Source organism: Aequorivita capsosiphonis DSM 23843 (assembly GCF_000429125.1).
GTDB lineage: Bacteria > Bacteroidota > Bacteroidia > Flavobacteriales > Flavobacteriaceae > Aequorivita > Aequorivita capsosiphonis.
Genome location: NZ_AUBG01000006.1, coordinates 231,203 through 247,132 on the forward strand (window position 1 = coordinate 231,203; position 15,930 = coordinate 247,132).

Consider the following 15,930-nt stretch of genomic DNA (forward strand, 5'->3'; position numbering starts at 1 on the left):
CGTCGGATGCAATGAAAAAAGGAGGGAATACTAAAATAAACCATTTATAAATTGTTTAGCAGCTTCTCCAGGATTTTCGGCTTTCATAAAATTCTCCCCAATTAAAAATCCTTCAAAACCATAAGTTTTTAAATCTTTAATAGTTTCAATATCGCTGATTCCACTTTCAGAAATTTTCACAAACTCTTTGGGGATTTCTACCGAAAGCTTCTTGCTGATGTCAATATTAACTTTGAAATTCTTTAGGTTTCTGTTGTTTATGCCTATTATATCAACATTCGGTAACAATGATTTTTCAAGCTCTTCGCGATTGTGAACTTCTAACAAAACATCTAATTTTAAACTTTTTGCCAAATGTGAAAACTGCTTTAGCTCTTCCGCAGAAAGACAGGCGGCAATCAATAAAATTGCATCTGTACCATGAGCTTTAGCTTCGTAAATTTGATACGGATCTACAATAAACTCTTTCCGAATAATGGGAACGGAAACCGTTTTTCTAGCTAATAATAAATCATCCAACGAGCCACCAAAGAAATTAGAATCCGTTAAAACTGAAATCCCCGTAGCTCCAGCTTTTTCGTAACCTGAAACTACTTCGTGCAATAAAACCTTGTCATTAATAACCGATTTACTAGGAGAACGGCGTTTGTGTTCTGCGATGATTCCTGTGGTTGAAATTCGCAAAGCTTCCGCCAATGATTTGGTTTCTTTGGAAAACAACGGAAATTTCTCCAACAAACGAGTTGGAATAGTTTCCTTTTTTGCTTCTACTTCCTTTTGTTTATAAGCTGTTATTTTATCTAAAATGGTCATTTTTTTATCTTTAGATTACGCCGATGGTGATAGGTTTGTTAATTCGGGAATTGGGATGAGCTACTTTGCCTATTATTCACCTCGAACCCGCGTGCCGGACGGGCAGGTACACGAATTATTATTTACTGTTACTGTTACTGTTACTGAATACTTATTAAACGATTCCTGATAAGTCCTGCAATTTCGTCAATGAATTTAAAGCTTTTTTTGAATTTAGAGACTCTTGAGCTTTTTCAAAGCCTTCTTTAATTGTGCAACCGTTCACAACTGAAATCGCCATTGCTGCATTTGCGCAGACCACATTGTTCTGGGCTTCAGTTCCATTTCCGTTTAAAACACTCATAAAGATTTCTGCGGAAGCTTTTACTGTTTTACCGCCAAATATTTCAGATTCTACTATTTGCTTTACTCCAAAATCTTCAGCGTTCAGAATATTTTCTGAATCTTTCGAAATCACTTTGGCTGCGCCAGTTAAGGAAATTTCATCATAACCGTCCATTGCGTGGAGAATCTTGTAGTTTTTCTCGCTTTTTTGATAGAGATAACCGTACATCCGCGCTAATTCTAAATCGAAAACTCCTACTAATTGGTTTTTGGGAAACGCAGGATTCACCATAGGTCCCAGCATATTGAAAAAGGTTTTTACACCTAATTCTCTGCGGATTGGTCCCACGTTTTTCATTGCGGGATGGAATAGGGGAGCGTGCAAAACACAGATTCCCGCTTCGTCTAAACCACGTTTTAAAAAATCTTTTTTATTGCTGAATTTTATCCCCAAAGCTTCCATAACATTACTGCTTCCGCTGACAGAGGAAACGCCGTAGTTACCGTGTTTTGTGACTTTTACTCCAGCGCCAGCCGTAACGAAAGATGCCAATGTTGAAATATTAAAAGTGTTTTTTCCGTCGCCGCCCGTTCCACATAAATCTACGGTATTGTAGTCGCTGAAATCTACCGCCAAACACAAATCCAGCAAAGCATCACGAAAACCTTCCAGTTCCTCTAGAGTTACATTTCGCATCATAAATACCGTCAAAAAAGCCGCAATCTGGCTTTGATTGTATTTGTCTTCGGAAATGTTTACCAATACGGATCGCGCTTCTTCTTTTGAAAGTTGCTCGTGGTTTATTAATCTGTTAAGTATCTGTTTCATTTTTTCTCTCGGGTTTCGGTACAATTTCATTTCAACGCTGTTGAAATGATATCACTCAACCACCTTGTTTTAGGTTATTTTTTAATTTACTTTTTTTACTATTAAAATTAAATTTCAAGTTTTAAGGTGGGTGAGTGATTTTTTAGTTGATTGAAAATCAAATAAAAAATAGTATCGAACCCCTAGCTTTCCACCCAATTTCTAATAATCTGTTTCCCCATTGGAGTCAGCACACTTTCAGGGTGAAATTGTACGCCGCAGATATCGTAAAACTTGTGCCGGAGCGACATTACCTGTCCGTTTTCATCTACGGAAGTGATTTCCAAAACTTTCGGAAACCCTTCCTTTGATACCACCCAACTGTGATAACGGCCAATTTCTATTTCTTTTTCCAGTCCTTTAAAAAGTGGTTCATTTTCTGAAATGATCATTGCTTTTGTTGCAACTCCGTGAAAAACTTTGCTCAAATTCTCCAGCTTTCCTCCAAAAACTTCGCCGATGGCTTGTTGCCCCAAACACACGCCTAAAATTGGTTTTGAGGTTGCGTATTTCTGAATTATTGCTTTCAGTAAACCTGCTTCATCTGGAATCCCTGGACCCGGAGAAAGTAGGATTTTGTCGTAGTTTTCCGCTTCTTCTAAGTGAAACTTATCGTTTCTTCTTACAGTTACTTCGCAATCCAACTCCTCTAAATAGTGGACTAGATTGTACACAAAACTGTCGTAATTGTCGATGACTAATATTTTCATAGTAAACTTGATCTATTCATTAAAATAATTTCTTTAGACCTATAAGGAGGTTTTCTTTTTCGCTTTCGCAAAAAGAAAACAACACCTTACAGGTCAAATGGATTCCGCTAATTCCAGCGCTTTCGTTAGTGCGCCCAATTTATTATAAACTTCCTGCAATTCATTTTCTTCATTGCTTTCTGAAACCACACCAGCACCCGCTTGATAATGCAACGTATGGTTTTTGCTCACAAAGGATCGGATGATAATTGCGTGATTGAAATTGCCGTTGAAATCCATAAAACCAATGGCGCCACCGTAAAATTCGCGACTTCTATTTTCATATTTTTCAAGTAATTGTAAAGCTTTATGTTTTGGTGCACCGCTTAAAGTTCCCGCAGGAAAGGTGTCTGCCACAATTTGCATCGTTGATATTTTTGGGTTCTTGATGGCGGTTACCTTACTTACTAAATGGATTACGTGCGAAAAAAATTGGATCTCCTTATACGTTTCTACTGTTACGTTCGTCCCGTTTCGGCTTAGGTCATTTCGAGCTAAGTCTACTAACATCACGTGTTCACTGTTTTCTTTTACATCTTCGGCAAGTTTTTTAGCAAGCTCAGCATCTTCCTCGTCATTTCCCGTTCGCTTAAATGTTCCTGCAATGGGATGGATTTCTGCAAGCTCTCCTTTTACAACAAGTTGTGCTTCTGGAGAACTTCCGAAGATTTTAAAATTTCCATAATCAAAGTAGAAAAGATAAGGTGAAGGATTTACACTTCGTAAAGCTCTGTAAACATTGAATTCATCGCCTTTAAACTTTTGAGAAAATCGTTTGCTGGGTACAATCTGAAAAACATCCCCACGCTGACAATGTTCTTTACATTTCCGAACTAAATCCTTAAAATCTTTGTCATTAAGATTGGTGGTTCGTTCGCCATCTCTTTTAAAAGGAAACTCAGCAAAGCTTTTCGATTTTAAAATTTGCTCAATTTGAGGAATGTTGTTTTCGGCGTCGTAACAATGTGCAAAAATGTAGGCCTCATTATTAAAATGATTTATCGCGATGATGTTTTGATAAACCGCATAATACAAATCGGGCATTTCAAGGTTTTTCTCTTTTTTTGAGATTTCTATGTCTTCAAAATAACGCACGGCATCATAAGCCATATAACCGAAAAGGCCATTAATCCCCCCTTGGTCCCCCTTGGTCCCCTGCGGGGGGGAAGGACTTACTGGTTCAGAAGAAAATGAAGCTGCAAATTCACTCAAAAGATTCGGAACATTTGTGTCTGATTCAATTTCGATAACTGAACTCTTTCCATCAGGAAAGGTTTGTGTTATGATTTCATCTTGAACCTTTATAGATGCGATTGGGTTAAAGCAGATGTAACTAAAACTATTGTTGTTTGCGTGATAGTCGCTGCTTTCTAATAAAAGACTGTTCGGGAATTTATCGCGAAGCCGCAAATAGACTGACACAGGAGTGAGTGTGTCGGCTAATAGCTTTTTTGAGTTCGTTTTTAGCGAATATTTTTTATTATTTATTTTCATTTTTCACTAACTTATTGAATTGATCTCTAATTTCGATAGGGCACAAAAAAAAAGGCTTGTCGTGAATGACAAGCCTTTTCGTATATAATTTATACCATAGGTGTTCAGCTCACGATGTTTGCCGTAAGTTTCTCCACCACCAAGTATTTGTTGTAATTGTGTTCATTGTTTGAACTTCAAAGATAGAAAGGTTTTTTAAAAAATAACGATAGTCTGATATTTTTTTTGAAATTTACATACACTTTGTTGATATTGATTAGTTTTACAAAAAAAACAAAATGGCAGACTTGACCCAAGAACAGTGGAGTGAACAACTGGAAAATGATAACAACGCTGTAATAGTAGATGTTCGTACCGACGCAGAATTTGAGGAGGGTTATATTCCCGGTGCAATCCAAATTGATATTTATAACGGAGCTGAATTTCTTAACCAGGCAAAACAGTTAGATCCAAAAAAAAACTATTATGTGTATTGCCGTTCTGGAGGTAGAAGTGCTCAAGCTTGTATGCTGCTTAATTCTGTTGGTGTGAAAAATGCCTACAATTTAAAAGGCGGGATTACAGAATGGAAAGGAGAAACAACAAATTAAAAACAAATCAACAATGAAAAAATTAGTTATACTTTTCACGTTTTCAATGCTCTTGCTGTTTACATCTTGTAAAGGCCAAGACTCTTCTAATGTGATTGAGGTAATGCCAGCGCAGGAATTTCACGATGCAACTGCGGGAAATGATGTTCAACTGCTGGATGTTCGTACTTCTAAAGAATATAAGGAAGGCCACGTGGCACAGGCTTTGAATATTGACGTTTTAGAAGATGATTTTAGTGAAAAAGCTAAAAGTTTAGATAAGGATCAGCCAGTTTACCTATACTGCCGAAGTGGAAATAGAAGTAAAAAAGCGTCAGCTATTTTAAAGGATATGGGTTTTAAGGAAATTTATGATATGGAAGGTGGTTTCCTTAAATGGGAAGACGAAGGCCTTGAATCTGAAAAATAATTATTTCCTCTTAATTTTTTAACTTAATAAATTTCTCGCCGTTAAATTCGCGCCAAAGTACGCTGTAAACAAATCTTTCCCTAGAAATCCTTCGTAACTTCATTATAATGTAACAATACTATTTTATAATGGACAGCGGAGAAGAAAAAGTACAAAAAGAAATAAGAGCGCTTATTGATGTCAGTTGTCGTTTTAATAAACGGCCAAATGAACAGTTCTGCGCATTTCATAAAGCATATCTAAAATTTTGCTTTAACGCGGTTGATGTGGAGATTAATTATGAGAATCAACAAATTTACTCATCAAACTCTAAACCTTTGACTACAAATCCTGTTCGGCTTTTTGATATGAATAAAGCCGTTGCAGATCAACTCTCTTATTCCGATTTGAAGGAAACGCTCACGGGTTGTCTTAATGATAGTCATCTCCATTATTTATTTTATAGGAAAATGCTACTGGAATACGGCGATTTTTCTAAAGATGAGCTGGATAATCTATGCGCTTAAAAAATAACTTACGGTTGTTGCAAAGGGAATTTTTCATCAAATTTTAAGCTATTAACCTTAGTCTATTTTGAATCATCAGCAGAAGGGCCGTAACTTCCGGGAACAGGAATATCCAACAACCTGTAGTAAACCCCCAACTGGGCTCGGTGGTGTGTAATCTGGTTGAGGCCATGGCGGATGGCTCCGTATTTTGTCCACTCCATTAATTTTTCACCGTTCATCTGGATGCTCCAATTTGGATTTAGATCTTCTTCTTTCGCTTGCTCCAATGCTTTTAAACCTGCGTTGTACTGTTTGTTCAAGTAAGCCTGTAAATCTTTCTTGTCGTTCATTTTCTCAGGTTTATAATCAGCGGAAAGATCCAAATAATCTGTGTTTAAAATTAATTGTGGCCAACCAAAAATATCGACAATATGATTTGCCAAATTCATTAGCTGCATGCTTTTTTTATGAGGCGCATAATCGTTTTTATTCGCGGGAAAATTGTTGAGAAACTTCTTTGTTGTGTGGTATTCTTCAGAAAGTTCGTTCTTTAAGTTTTTTAATGTATCCATGATTTTTGAAGGTTGTGTTAGAACTTAAAACTTACAATTCCGTCATCTTGAAATCTTTTATAGAAAATTAAAAATTCAATTTTTTAGGAATTGTGTTTTCTAAAACTAATTTACCCATTTAAAAGTATTTTTCTCCCATAAAATTCCTTTAAATTTGCAGCCTAAAATTTTCTACATTGGCAAAACAAATCACAAATACTATCTTAATGATCCGCCCAGTTGCGTTTAGAATGAACGAACAAACGGCAGTCAACAATTTTTTTCAGGAAGAAATAGCGCTTAAAAATGCTGAAGTAAATAGCCAGGCGCAGGCAGAATTTGATGCTTTTGTGGAAAAGCTGCGTGCTGTTGGGGTAAACGTGATTGTGGAGAATGACGATGTAAAGATGGATACGCCAGATTCTATTTTTCCGAACAACTGGATTAGTTTTCACGCAAATGGCGATATTGGTTTATACCCTATGTTTGCTGAAAATCGCCGTCGAGAAAGACGGGAAGATATTTTAATCCGCTTGGAAAAAGAAGGATTTATAATTAGAAATGTCTACGACTATACATCTGCCGAAGATGAAGGTATTTTCTTGGAAGGTACGGGTAATTTATTGTTGGACCGTGTAAACAAAAAGGCATATTGCGCACTTTCACCCAGAGCACACGAAGAGCTGTTAATTGAGTTTTGTGAAGATTTTGACTACATGCCGGTAATCTTTACTGCGAACCAAACAGTAGACAGCAAACGCGTGCCAATCTATCATACTAATGTAATGATGTGCCTTGCGGAAGAATTCTGCGTTATTTGTTTAGACACCATAGACGATGCCGCCGAAAAGAAAAACCTTGTCAAGCACCTAAAAGAAGATAAAAAACAGATCATTAAAATAACTGAAGCGCAGATGCATCATTTTGCGGGCAATATGCTTCAGGTTCAAGGGAAGGATAAAAAATATTTAGTGATGAGTACCGCTGCACACAAAAGTTTGGATCAAAATCAGATTTCAGAAATTGAAAAACACTGCGAAATAATGAGTAGCGATCTTACAACCATTGAAACCTGTGGTGGTGGAAGTGCACGCTGTATGATGGCCGAAGTATTTCTTCCCAAGGAATAGTTTTTAAGAAACCTCTTCAATTTTACTGATATTTCGAATCATTCCACCAAAAATAAAATAGTGGAAGGGGAGCATGGTGTACCAATATAAACGCCCCCATATTCCTTTGGGTCTAAAGGTTGCTGTTTGTATAAGTTCATTTTTCTCATTGATACAGAATTCTAGCCAAGCTTCGCCAGGAAGTTTCATTTCAGCAAAGAGTAATAGTCTTTTATTTTCTTTATCGGCGTAAAGTACGCGCCAAAAATCTAAAGCATCGCCAGTATAAATCTGATTGGGATTTGTACGTCCGCGTCGCAAACCAACTCCGCCAACAATCTTATCCATAAATCCACGTAATTTCCAAAGTGTATTTCCATAATACCAGCCTTTTTTGCCTCCAATAGCCCAGATATTGTCCAAGACTTTTTCAGGGTTTTCCACCTTTAAAATCTTTCTATCTTTTAAGCATCCGTATTTTGGCACTTGGATGTATTCTTTTAAATTAGTTATTCTACCAGCGACCAGGGAGTCTTTCCAACTTGAAACCACCAGATTTTGTTCAATTTTTACAAAGGCTTTTCTGATGGCTTCTTCGTAGGTAATTGGTTGGATGCCCAATATTTTCTGAAGTTTATTGTCCTTTGCCACAACTTCCATTTTCATGCTGTCCACTAAATTTACAGCTAGTTTATATGAAGTTGAGGTTACAAAATACAACCAATAGGATGAAAGTCTTGGTGACATAACAGGAACCGAGATGATCCAAAGTTTTAATCCGCGAATTTTAGAGTATTGCTGCAACATTTCTTTATAGGTCAAAACGCAGGGGCCGCCGATATCAAAAGATTGGTCAAAACATTTTTCATTGTTTAATACTCCATATAAAAAGGAGATAACATCGCGAATGGCGATGGGTTGTATTCTAGTTTTTAACCAAGATGGTGCTACCATTAAAGGCAATTTTTCACAAAGATCTCTGATTATTTCAAAGGATGAACTTCCGCTACCCACAACAATTCCGGCTCTAAGAACTGTAACTTTATAATTACCTTGGTATAAAATTTCTTCTACTTTTTTTCGGGAAGAAAGGTGTTTTGATAGTTGTTCCTGATTTACAATTCCACTTAAATAAATAACCTGCTTTACGGAAGTTGTTGCCATATATTTATTGAAATTTTCTGCGGCACGTGCTTCTATTTCATCAAAATCGGTAGTAGAACCGCTCATAGAATGGATCAGATAATAAGCGGCATCAATATCTTTAGGAAATGATTCCGTATTTACTTCCTTTGCGAAATCTACTTCCACAACAGAAACTTTTGAAGTTGTTTCGGGATCTAATGGCAGTCTATTTTTATCGCGGACGGCACAAATAACGTGATGCCCGTTTTCTAGAAGTTCGGGTAACAATCTCATGCCAATGTATCCGTTGGCGCCTGTAAGTAAAATTTTCAATGGAGTTTATTTTGTTTAAAGATAGGTGATAATAGTTGAACAGAAGTTAAAAAGCCGTTAACTTCCTACGCGCAGTAATTAGTAAAGACCTATCTTTAAGAATTCAACCAAATAAATCGATTTCTATGAAAATTTTAAAAATAGTACTCCTTATCGCTGGGGTAGTTTTAATAATTTTTGGACTCTATAATGCCTTTGTTCCACAGACAGTTGTTGACATTGGGCCTTTAGAAGTCAATGCAAAAGAAGGCTTAAACAATCAAACCTTAGGAATGATTGGGATTGGTATTTTGGCACTTCTTGGCGGCGCTCTTCTTAAAAATAGGCGCTAAATTTTAAGCATTTATCGTTTTAAGAATAGAAATCACGGCGGCACTTATATACTCCACGCCTATAGATATCACGATAAACCCAACAATTCGAGAAATAGCATTAATGCCAGAAGCACCTAAAAATTTGCTGATGTAATGAGAGCTTCTCAATATAATAAACGTAGCCAGACCTACTGCCAAAACGGCTAAGATTACCGTCAACATATCATTCCATTTTTGATATTCTTGATTAAAGCTTATCAATAATGAAATTGAACCAGGTCCGGCAAGCATTGGAATGGCTAGTGGTGTGAGTGAAAATCTTTCCCGCTTGTCCAAATCTTTTTGAACCCGTTTGTTCTTCATTCCTTTGTGTTTTGAAAAAGTTCCTGTGAGCAAAGCAAAGCCCGAAGTAACGATTATCATTCCGCCTGCAATCCGTAGCGCGTTTAAACTTATACCGAAGAAGGCCAACAAATACGTGCCGGCAAAGAAGGAAATAATTAGAATGACGACCACGTTTATCGTGGTGAAAAGTGAAGTTTTGTTGCGCTCCTTTACACTTTCTTCACTGGTAAGGCCTACAAATACGGGTACAGTTCCCAAAGGATTTATAACTGAAAATAGTGCCGCAAAAACATATAAAAAAATATCCATCGTTTTTTTGGCAAAGAACGTATGGTTTTTCTATTTGAAGTTTACTGAATTGTTATGATAAGATTAAAGTTGCGGTAAGTTATTGGTCTTCCCAACGATCAGGTGTGGCGTGGTTTTTCGCGGCCACTAATTTTTTCATAAAAGCGTGAACACTTTTATCTGATGGATGCACTTTTATCTTAAAGAAATAATTGTCCTTATATATAGCATATTCCTCTGTCTTCCCCTTGTATAGCACTAATTTATAATAGGGGATAATTAATGCGTATGAGTTTAATTTACTTCGGAAACCAACAATAATGCCTTTAGGTCGCATTTCGATATTGCAGACGTTTCGATTATTGTCCAAATTCATTAGGTTACTTATTTGAAGACTCGTCTCACTTAAAATGAGTTTTGGCGAACCTATTCCGCCCATTTTAAATCTTTCCATTAGTGGAAAAGATTTGCCAAGTTCATTATCTATTTTGCGAGTTACTTCGCTGTCCTTGTAGGAAACATTTAAAAGCATTTTTTTACTTTAAAGATAGTGGTTTCTGAAATACTTAAAATTTAAAAACGTGTATCTTTGTCCCCAAACTCCGAAGCCTCAGCAAAGGAGTTCATTTATTAAAAGAATTTATTGAGAGGATTTCTAATATCTCAAGTCTCATATCTAATATCTATTTAAAAAGATGAATTTTCAGCAAAAAATAGAATCCGAAATTAAGAAAGCAGTTTCAGCCATTTACATTGCTACTTTGGAAACGGTCGAACTACAACCAACCCGCAAGGATTTTGAAGGTGATATTACCGCCGTTGTTTTTCCTATGTTGCGCGTGGTGAAAGGGAATCCGGTGCAAATTGGTGAAGCTATTGGAAACTATTTGGTTGAAAATGTTGAGGAGATTGAAAAATTCAACGTGGTTCAAGGTTTTTTGAATATGGTGTTGAGTGATTCGTATTATTTAAACTTTTTTAATTCGGTAGAAGATTTTTCTTCCTTCGGAAAAGTGCCGCAGGGAAAAGAAGCTTTAATGGTTGAATACTCTTCGCCAAACACAAACAAACCTTTGCATTTAGGGCACGTTCGAAATGTTTTACTGGGCTATTCGGTTGCTGAAATTGAAAAGGCCGCGGGTAAAAAAGTGTATAAAACGCAAATTATAAACGACCGGGGAATTCATATTTGTAAAAGTATGCTGGCTTGGGAAAAATTTGGAAATGGCGAAACTCCCGATACCGCAAATTTAAAAGGCGATAAGCTGGTTGGGAATTATTACGTAAGATTTGACCAAGAATACAAAAAGGAAATTGAGACTTTAAAAGCTGAAGGTAAAACCGAAGAAGAAGCAAAAGCGCAAGCAGCATTAATTTTGGAAGCACAGGAAATGCTTCGAAAATGGGAAGCTGGTGATGAAGAAACCGTTGCGCTTTGGAAGAGAATGAATACTTGGGTTTACAAAGGTTTTGAGGAAACATATAAATCCATTGGCGTAGATTTCGACTTTTATTATTACGAAAGCGATACCTATCTTTTAGGAAAAGATATTATTGAAGAAGGCATAAAAAACGATGTTTTCTTTATGAAAGACGATGGCTCGGTTTGGTGCGATTTAACCGAAGATGGCCTCGACGAAAAACTTGTTTTGCGAAGCGACGGAACTGCGGTTTATATGACGCAGGATCTTGGAACCGCAGTACAGCGTGTAAAAGATCATCCCGACGTTGGCGGAATGATTTACACCGTTGGAAACGAACAAGATTATCACTTTAAAGTCTTGTTTTTAATTCTGAAAAAACTAGGCTATACTTGGGCTGAAAACCTATTTCACTTAAGTTATGGAATGGTAGATCTCCCTTCTGGAAAAATGAAAAGCCGTGAAGGAACCGTTGTAGATGCAGATGATTTAATAGCACAAATGACGGCGACTGCGCGCGATATTTCCGAAGAACTTGGAAAGATTGACGATTTTTCAGATGAAGAAAAAGACGAACTCTATAAAATTATTGGGTTAGGTGCGTTGAAATATTATATCCTAAAAGTAGACCCTAAAAAACGAATTCTTTTCAACCCCGAAGAAAGTGTAGATTTTCAAGGAAACACGGGTCCTTTTATTCAATATACATATGCACGGATTCAATCTATTTTAAGAAAAGTCGCTGATGTCAGGTTAAGCACTTCGACTGCGCTCAGTACAAGCTCCGTCGAAACCTCATTCAACGACGAAATCGAAATGCATCCAAAAGAAAAAGAACTGATTAAAATTATCCAGCAATACCCTGAAATTATTCAGTTGGCAGCGGCTAATTACAGTCCAGCATTGGTTGCAAATTATACGTATGATTTGGTAAAAGAATTCAATAGCTTCTATCAAAACGTACCAATTCTTGCTACAGATAATGAAACCGAAAAAGCATTCCGTGTAAAACTTTCTGGCGCGGTGGCTTCAATTATTAAAAGTGCTTTTGCCTTGTTGGGGATTGAAGTTCCGGAACGAATGTAGATTTTACTCAGCGTCTTGACGCCTTTGCGTGCAACTACCTCTCGCAAAGTCGCTAAGACGCAAAGCTGATACTCCTTATAATATCATTCCCAGTGCAGTTTTGTTTAGATTAAGTTGCTAATAATGATTCTGATTGTTCTAATATTTTGAAAACCAGTCATTAGTTATTTTGTTCAACCTTTAACTTAAAAGCATAAACATAAGTTAAATACTATTGCTTTCACTTCTTCAGTAAATAGATTTGTTTTTATAAATTAAACTTTAAAAACAATGAAAAATTTACTGAAATTAACTCTGATTGCTTTTATCACCATGGGAGTTGTCTCCTGTAGTGATGATGACGATAATGTTATCACTAATCCTCCAACAGACAGTATTGCTGATTATGTAGCGTCTCAAGAAAACTATTCTTCTTTAAAAGCAGCTTTAGACAAAGCAGGACTTACTGAAACACTAAATGGTGAAGGAAGTTTTACGGTTTTTGCTCCAGATAATGAGGCATTCGCTAACTTTTTGAATGCCAATGGATTTGCCAATTTGGACGAGATGCCTATCCCATTTCTTAAAAATGTTTTATTAAATCATGTTTTGGGTACTAAGGTTTTATCTGATGATATAACTAATGGTTATACTAATACTTTAGCTACTGAAGCTTATTCTGGCGCCAATTTAAGTTTGTATATGAACGTATCTTCTGGAGTGAAATTAAATGGGGTTTCAACAGTTACTGCTGCAGATATTATGACTTCCAACGGCGTTATACATGCAGTTGATAATGTAATACCTATGCCCACAGTAGTTACATTTGCCACCGCCGATCCTAATTTTTCCATTTTAGTTGCTGCCTTAACACGTGAAGATCAACCTGATTTTGTGAGTATTTTATCTACTCCAGAAGGAGCTGATCCAGCACCTTTTACCGTTTTTGCACCTACAAATGATGCTTTTGGAGCGCTATTCACTGAATTAGAAGTAGGAGGTCTTGAGGATATTGACGGCCCCACACTTACTGCTACCCTTAATACACACGTTATAGCCGGAGCGAATGTTCGGTCTGAAGATTTGGTTAATGGTCCGGTAAGTACTTTGGGAGCAGATGTAATTGTAGATGCAGACAACGCAACTTTAACAGATCCTAATGGCAGAGTAAGTAATATTGTAGTAGTAAATGTGCAAGCTACAAACGGCGTTGTACACGCTATTGATAAAGTACTTCTTCCCCAATTATAAAAATAGGTACTTTATCAAAAAAAAGCCGCTTTCTTTATGAGAGCGGCTTTTTCTATTTTGATTCAATTTCATCTTTATCCAAATGATAGATTTCCATAATCCCTTCCAATACTTTTTCGAAATCGATTTTTAAATCTATTAATTTTCCGGTGGCCATATCCATCACCCATCCGTGAACTGCAAGGCGGCCTTGCCTTACGGCGATTTGAACGTCAGCAGTTTTTATCACGTTCACGCATTGTTCTTGAACGTTGAGTTCTACCAACCTTCTGTACTTTTCTTCTTCGTTTTCAATATCTTTTAGTTCATCGCGGTGTAAACGATACACATCCCGAATATTTCGCAACCACGGATTCAAAATTCCTAAATCTTTAGATTGCATAGCCGCCTTAACGCCACCGCAACCGTAATGGCCACATATAACAATGTTTTTTACCTTGAGCACACTTACTGCATAATCTATAACGCTCATGGCGCTGAGGTCCAGATTAGAAACCATATTTGAAATATTCCGCATCACAAAGACGTCGCCCGGTTTAACGCCCATAACCTCTTCTGCGGTAACGCGGCTGTCGCTACAACCTATATATAGAATATCGGGGTTTTGGCCACTAGCTAGATTTTTGAAATAGTCGGAATCGACTCCCAATTTATCGTTTACCCAGACTTCGTTGTTTTTAAAAATTTGTTCTATGTTCATTTTTTGTGAAGATTTTTTTCAGGCTATAAAGGTACAGAAAAAGCAGTTTTTCTTGCAATATGAGATTTAAAAAATAAATCTCCTGGTAAATTTTTATGAAGTCTTATAATACTTGTGTAGTTTTTTCCATTCCTTTTAAAACAAGCAATCTGCTTGGTCCATTTTTTAGAGCAAGTTTATACTGTAATGCAGCTTCTTCCTTTCTATTTTGAGTGAGTAACCAATCTCCATAAAGTTCGTGAGTAGGTTTTTGAATGACCGGTGGGCCATAGCTGTAGCTTATACTATTTTCAATACTTATGGACTTCTTTAAATGTTCTTCTGCCAGTTTCGAATCATTATCTAATTGTGCGCGAAGTGCTGATAATTGGTTTTGTCTAATTTCGGCTTCCTTTAAATCCATTTCGGAAGCTTCATCACGGGTAACTGCTGAACAGAGTTTAGCACTTCCTTTTGAAACAACAAACGATTCTCTATTATGGTCTTGATCCATAATACGTATTACGCTGTCTAGTTTCTGAATGTCACCTTTTTTATAAGCTTTCATTCCTTGCAAAAAGTGATGTCGAGAGCGCACCGACACATTCAAATCGGTTATTTCTACTGGAATATTTGCGATTTCACCTTCCCATTCATCAGTTTCATTTAAATATGTTCCTTTTAAAAATACTAAATGAGTCCGTGCTTTTTTTGAGGGTTTTTCAGTAGCGTATTTTTGCATATTGAGCACCATCTTTTTTGCTTCTTCGTAATCTCCTTTTTGAAGATAGCCGTATTCCAACCAGTGAAAAGCGTGATATCCATGCGCATCGTTGTCTAATTCCTTTTTCTCCATTCTGTTAATGCTTGCTTGGTATGAATCCATATTTGAGGATATAACATCATCCCACATTCCCATTGCAACAAAAATATGTGAAGGCATATGCAAGGCGTGCCCAGCATCTGGCGCTACTTTTGAATATGAATTGGCGGCATCTAATGCAAGGATGGCGTGTTCGGGATCGTCGTAGGAATGGATTAGATAATGCAGCGCTCCTGGATGATTTGGGTTTTCCTTTAAAATCCCTTGAGCTATTTTCGCTCCCTTTCCATACAGCGCATCGTCCCTTCCTTCGGGCACGGAACCCAGTAGTGACAGTGCATAAAAGGCGGCTACTTCTTGGTTGGCGGGATATTTTTTGTACAAACCTTCCATAAATTCAGCATAGGCAATATCGCGCTGTGTTTTTTCAGTTTTTGGTTGGTAGAGTATTTGAGTGGCTTTAATTAAATCTTGTTCTAGCTCAGTTGTTTTTTGAACTAAATCAATCTCGTCAAGCTTTGCCAAAGCAGTGGTTGCAGCTTCATAATCTTGGTTTTGCCACAAGCTGTGATTATAAGTCATTGCTTCGCCCCAATAGGCCATCGCCATTTCTGGATCTTCCTTTTGTGCTTTTTGAAAAGCTTCACGCGCATCTTCATATTCAAAAGAATGTAAAAGTAGAAGTCCTTTTTCAAAGTGTGGCTGGGCACTTTTTTTTCCGCTAACGGATATGTCAACAACACCTAGAAAACTGTTTTCTGTTTTTTGTTGTTTACAGGAAACTATAAGAAGCAATATAAAGAAATAGGTTACAAGTCTCATAATTAATTATTTAGATTAATTTTTAAAGATAGCCATTTTTGTATCGATAATCATTTTTTGGCCAAATGC

General features: G+C 36.9%; 18 protein-coding genes. 8 read left to right on the forward strand and 10 right to left on the reverse strand.

What is annotated here, in order from left to right:
* Positions 1-30 precede the first annotated feature (30 nt).
* Entirely contained in the window at positions 31-813 is a 783-nt protein-coding gene (trpC, locus tag G440_RS0105530; RefSeq protein ID WP_026450392.1) for an indole-3-glycerol phosphate synthase TrpC, read from the reverse strand.
* Between trpC and G440_RS21185 the strand changes: the two genes are divergently transcribed.
* Entirely contained in the window at positions 806-982 is a 177-nt protein-coding gene (locus G440_RS21185; RefSeq protein ID WP_157417871.1) for a hypothetical protein, read from the forward strand. The two genes, trpC and G440_RS21185, sit on opposite strands and share 8 nt — an antisense overlap.
* Here the strand turns inward: G440_RS21185 and trpD are convergent.
* From trpD to G440_RS0105550, 3 genes are all read right to left on the reverse strand, one after another.
* Entirely contained in the window at positions 968-1,966 is a 999-nt protein-coding gene (trpD, locus tag G440_RS0105540; RefSeq protein ID WP_026450393.1) for an anthranilate phosphoribosyltransferase, read from the reverse strand. The genes G440_RS21185 and trpD overlap by 15 nt on opposite strands.
* A gap of 182 nt (positions 1,967-2,148) precedes the next feature.
* Positions 2,149-2,715, reverse strand: coding sequence for an anthranilate synthase component II (locus G440_RS0105545; protein ID WP_026450394.1), 567 nt, complete (start codon positions 2,713-2,715; stop codon positions 2,149-2,151).
* Between the two features lie 93 nt (positions 2,716-2,808).
* On the reverse strand, positions 2,809-4,248 hold the full coding sequence (locus tag G440_RS0105550; RefSeq protein ID WP_026450395.1) for an anthranilate synthase component I family protein: 1,440 nt from the start codon (positions 4,246-4,248) through the stop codon (positions 2,809-2,811).
* Positions 4,249-4,526: 278 nt separating this feature from the next.
* Here G440_RS0105550 and G440_RS0105555 point away from each other — a divergent pair, with 278 nt between their 5' ends.
* The 3 genes from G440_RS0105555 to G440_RS0105565 all read left to right on the forward strand — a co-directional run bounded on the left by G440_RS0105555 (position 4,527) and on the right by G440_RS0105565 (position 5,753).
* Positions 4,527-4,838, forward strand: coding sequence for a rhodanese-like domain-containing protein (locus G440_RS0105555; RefSeq protein WP_026450396.1), 312 nt, complete (start codon positions 4,527-4,529; stop codon positions 4,836-4,838).
* Between the two features lie 13 nt (positions 4,839-4,851).
* Complete coding sequence (locus G440_RS0105560; RefSeq protein WP_026450397.1) at positions 4,852-5,247, forward strand: rhodanese-like domain-containing protein; 396 nt, start codon at positions 4,852-4,854, stop codon at positions 5,245-5,247.
* A gap of 128 nt (positions 5,248-5,375) precedes the next feature.
* Positions 5,376-5,753: a hypothetical protein gene (locus G440_RS0105565; protein WP_026450398.1), complete on the forward strand. Its 378-nt coding sequence runs from the start codon at positions 5,376-5,378 to the stop codon at positions 5,751-5,753.
* A 62-nt stretch (positions 5,754-5,815) separates the two neighbouring features.
* On the opposite strand, the gene G440_RS0105570 is transcribed toward G440_RS0105565, so the two are convergent.
* Positions 5,816-6,307, reverse strand: a complete 492-nt coding sequence (locus G440_RS0105570; RefSeq protein ID WP_026450399.1) for a DinB family protein — start codon at positions 6,305-6,307, stop codon at positions 5,816-5,818.
* Positions 6,308-6,513: 206 nt separating this feature from the next.
* Between G440_RS0105570 and ctlX the strand changes: the two genes are divergently transcribed.
* A complete protein-coding gene (ctlX, locus tag G440_RS0105575) occupies positions 6,514-7,416 on the forward strand; it encodes a citrulline utilization hydrolase CtlX (RefSeq protein ID WP_034259089.1) in 903 nt (300 codons plus the stop codon).
* Positions 7,417-7,419: 3 nt separating this feature from the next.
* On the opposite strand, the gene G440_RS0105580 is transcribed toward ctlX, so the two are convergent.
* A complete protein-coding gene (locus G440_RS0105580; RefSeq protein WP_026450401.1) occupies positions 7,420-8,853 on the reverse strand; it encodes an SDR family oxidoreductase in 1,434 nt (477 codons plus the stop codon).
* A gap of 125 nt (positions 8,854-8,978) precedes the next feature.
* Between G440_RS0105580 and G440_RS0105585 the strand changes: the two genes are divergently transcribed.
* A complete protein-coding gene (locus G440_RS0105585; RefSeq protein ID WP_026450402.1) occupies positions 8,979-9,185 on the forward strand; it encodes a hypothetical protein in 207 nt (68 codons plus the stop codon).
* Positions 9,186-9,188: 3 nt separating this feature from the next.
* Here G440_RS0105585 and G440_RS0105590 read toward each other — a convergent pair whose 3' ends face one another.
* The gene (locus G440_RS0105590; protein WP_026450403.1) at positions 9,189-9,821 is read right to left on the reverse strand and encodes a MarC family NAAT transporter; all 633 of its coding nucleotides are present in this window, start codon (positions 9,819-9,821) and stop codon (positions 9,189-9,191) included.
* Positions 9,822-9,900: 79 nt separating this feature from the next.
* Entirely contained in the window at positions 9,901-10,332 is a 432-nt protein-coding gene (locus G440_RS0105595; protein ID WP_026450404.1) for a hypothetical protein, read from the reverse strand.
* Positions 10,333-10,495: 163 nt separating this feature from the next.
* Here G440_RS0105595 and argS point away from each other — a divergent pair, with 163 nt between their 5' ends.
* Entirely contained in the window at positions 10,496-12,307 is a 1,812-nt protein-coding gene (gene argS, locus G440_RS0105600) for an arginine--tRNA ligase (protein WP_026450405.1), read from the forward strand.
* A 270-nt stretch (positions 12,308-12,577) separates the two neighbouring features.
* Positions 12,578-13,537, forward strand: coding sequence for a fasciclin domain-containing protein (locus G440_RS0105605; RefSeq protein WP_026450406.1), 960 nt, complete (start codon positions 12,578-12,580; stop codon positions 13,535-13,537).
* Positions 13,538-13,589: 52 nt separating this feature from the next.
* On the opposite strand, the gene G440_RS0105610 is transcribed toward G440_RS0105605, so the two are convergent.
* Both G440_RS0105610 and G440_RS0105615 read right to left on the reverse strand, forming a co-directional pair.
* Positions 13,590-14,237: a carbonic anhydrase gene (locus tag G440_RS0105610; protein ID WP_026450407.1), complete on the reverse strand. Its 648-nt coding sequence runs from the start codon at positions 14,235-14,237 to the stop codon at positions 13,590-13,592.
* Between the two features lie 103 nt (positions 14,238-14,340).
* Positions 14,341-15,861, reverse strand: a complete 1,521-nt coding sequence (locus G440_RS0105615; protein WP_026450408.1) for a tetratricopeptide repeat protein — start codon at positions 15,859-15,861, stop codon at positions 14,341-14,343.
* Positions 15,862-15,930 lie beyond the last annotated feature (69 nt).

What these genes read in the sequence shown, in the direction of transcription:
- G440_RS21185 (WP_157417871.1), top strand. Translation starts at nt 806, where the DNA reads ATGGTCATTTTTTTATCTTTAGATTACGCCGATGGTGATAGGTTTGTT.
- trpC (WP_026450392.1), bottom strand. Translation starts at nt 813, where the DNA reads ATGACCATTTTAGATAAAATAACAGCTTATAAACAAAAGGAAGTAGAA.
- trpD (WP_026450393.1), bottom strand. Translation starts at nt 1,966, where the DNA reads ATGAAACAGATACTTAACAGATTAATAAACCACGAGCAACTTTCAAAA.
- G440_RS0105545 (WP_026450394.1), bottom strand. Translation starts at nt 2,715, where the DNA reads ATGAAAATATTAGTCATCGACAATTACGACAGTTTTGTGTACAATCTA.
- G440_RS0105550 (WP_026450395.1), bottom strand. Translation starts at nt 4,248, where the DNA reads ATGAAAATAAATAATAAAAAATATTCGCTAAAAACGAACTCAAAAAAG.
- G440_RS0105555 (WP_026450396.1), top strand. Translation starts at nt 4,527, where the DNA reads ATGGCAGACTTGACCCAAGAACAGTGGAGTGAACAACTGGAAAATGAT.
- G440_RS0105560 (WP_026450397.1), top strand. Translation starts at nt 4,852, where the DNA reads ATGAAAAAATTAGTTATACTTTTCACGTTTTCAATGCTCTTGCTGTTT.
- G440_RS0105565 (WP_026450398.1), top strand. Translation starts at nt 5,376, where the DNA reads ATGGACAGCGGAGAAGAAAAAGTACAAAAAGAAATAAGAGCGCTTATT.
- G440_RS0105570 (WP_026450399.1), bottom strand. Translation starts at nt 6,307, where the DNA reads ATGGATACATTAAAAAACTTAAAGAACGAACTTTCTGAAGAATACCAC.
- ctlX (WP_034259089.1), top strand. Translation starts at nt 6,514, where the DNA reads ATGATCCGCCCAGTTGCGTTTAGAATGAACGAACAAACGGCAGTCAAC.
- G440_RS0105585 (WP_026450402.1), top strand. Translation starts at nt 8,979, where the DNA reads ATGAAAATTTTAAAAATAGTACTCCTTATCGCTGGGGTAGTTTTAATA.
- G440_RS0105590 (WP_026450403.1), bottom strand. Translation starts at nt 9,821, where the DNA reads ATGGATATTTTTTTATATGTTTTTGCGGCACTATTTTCAGTTATAAAT.
- G440_RS0105595 (WP_026450404.1), bottom strand. Translation starts at nt 10,332, where the DNA reads ATGCTTTTAAATGTTTCCTACAAGGACAGCGAAGTAACTCGCAAAATA.
- argS (WP_026450405.1), top strand. Translation starts at nt 10,496, where the DNA reads ATGAATTTTCAGCAAAAAATAGAATCCGAAATTAAGAAAGCAGTTTCA.
- G440_RS0105605 (WP_026450406.1), top strand. Translation starts at nt 12,578, where the DNA reads ATGAAAAATTTACTGAAATTAACTCTGATTGCTTTTATCACCATGGGA.
- G440_RS0105610 (WP_026450407.1), bottom strand. Translation starts at nt 14,237, where the DNA reads ATGAACATAGAACAAATTTTTAAAAACAACGAAGTCTGGGTAAACGAT.
- G440_RS0105615 (WP_026450408.1), bottom strand. Translation starts at nt 15,861, where the DNA reads ATGAGACTTGTAACCTATTTCTTTATATTGCTTCTTATAGTTTCCTGT.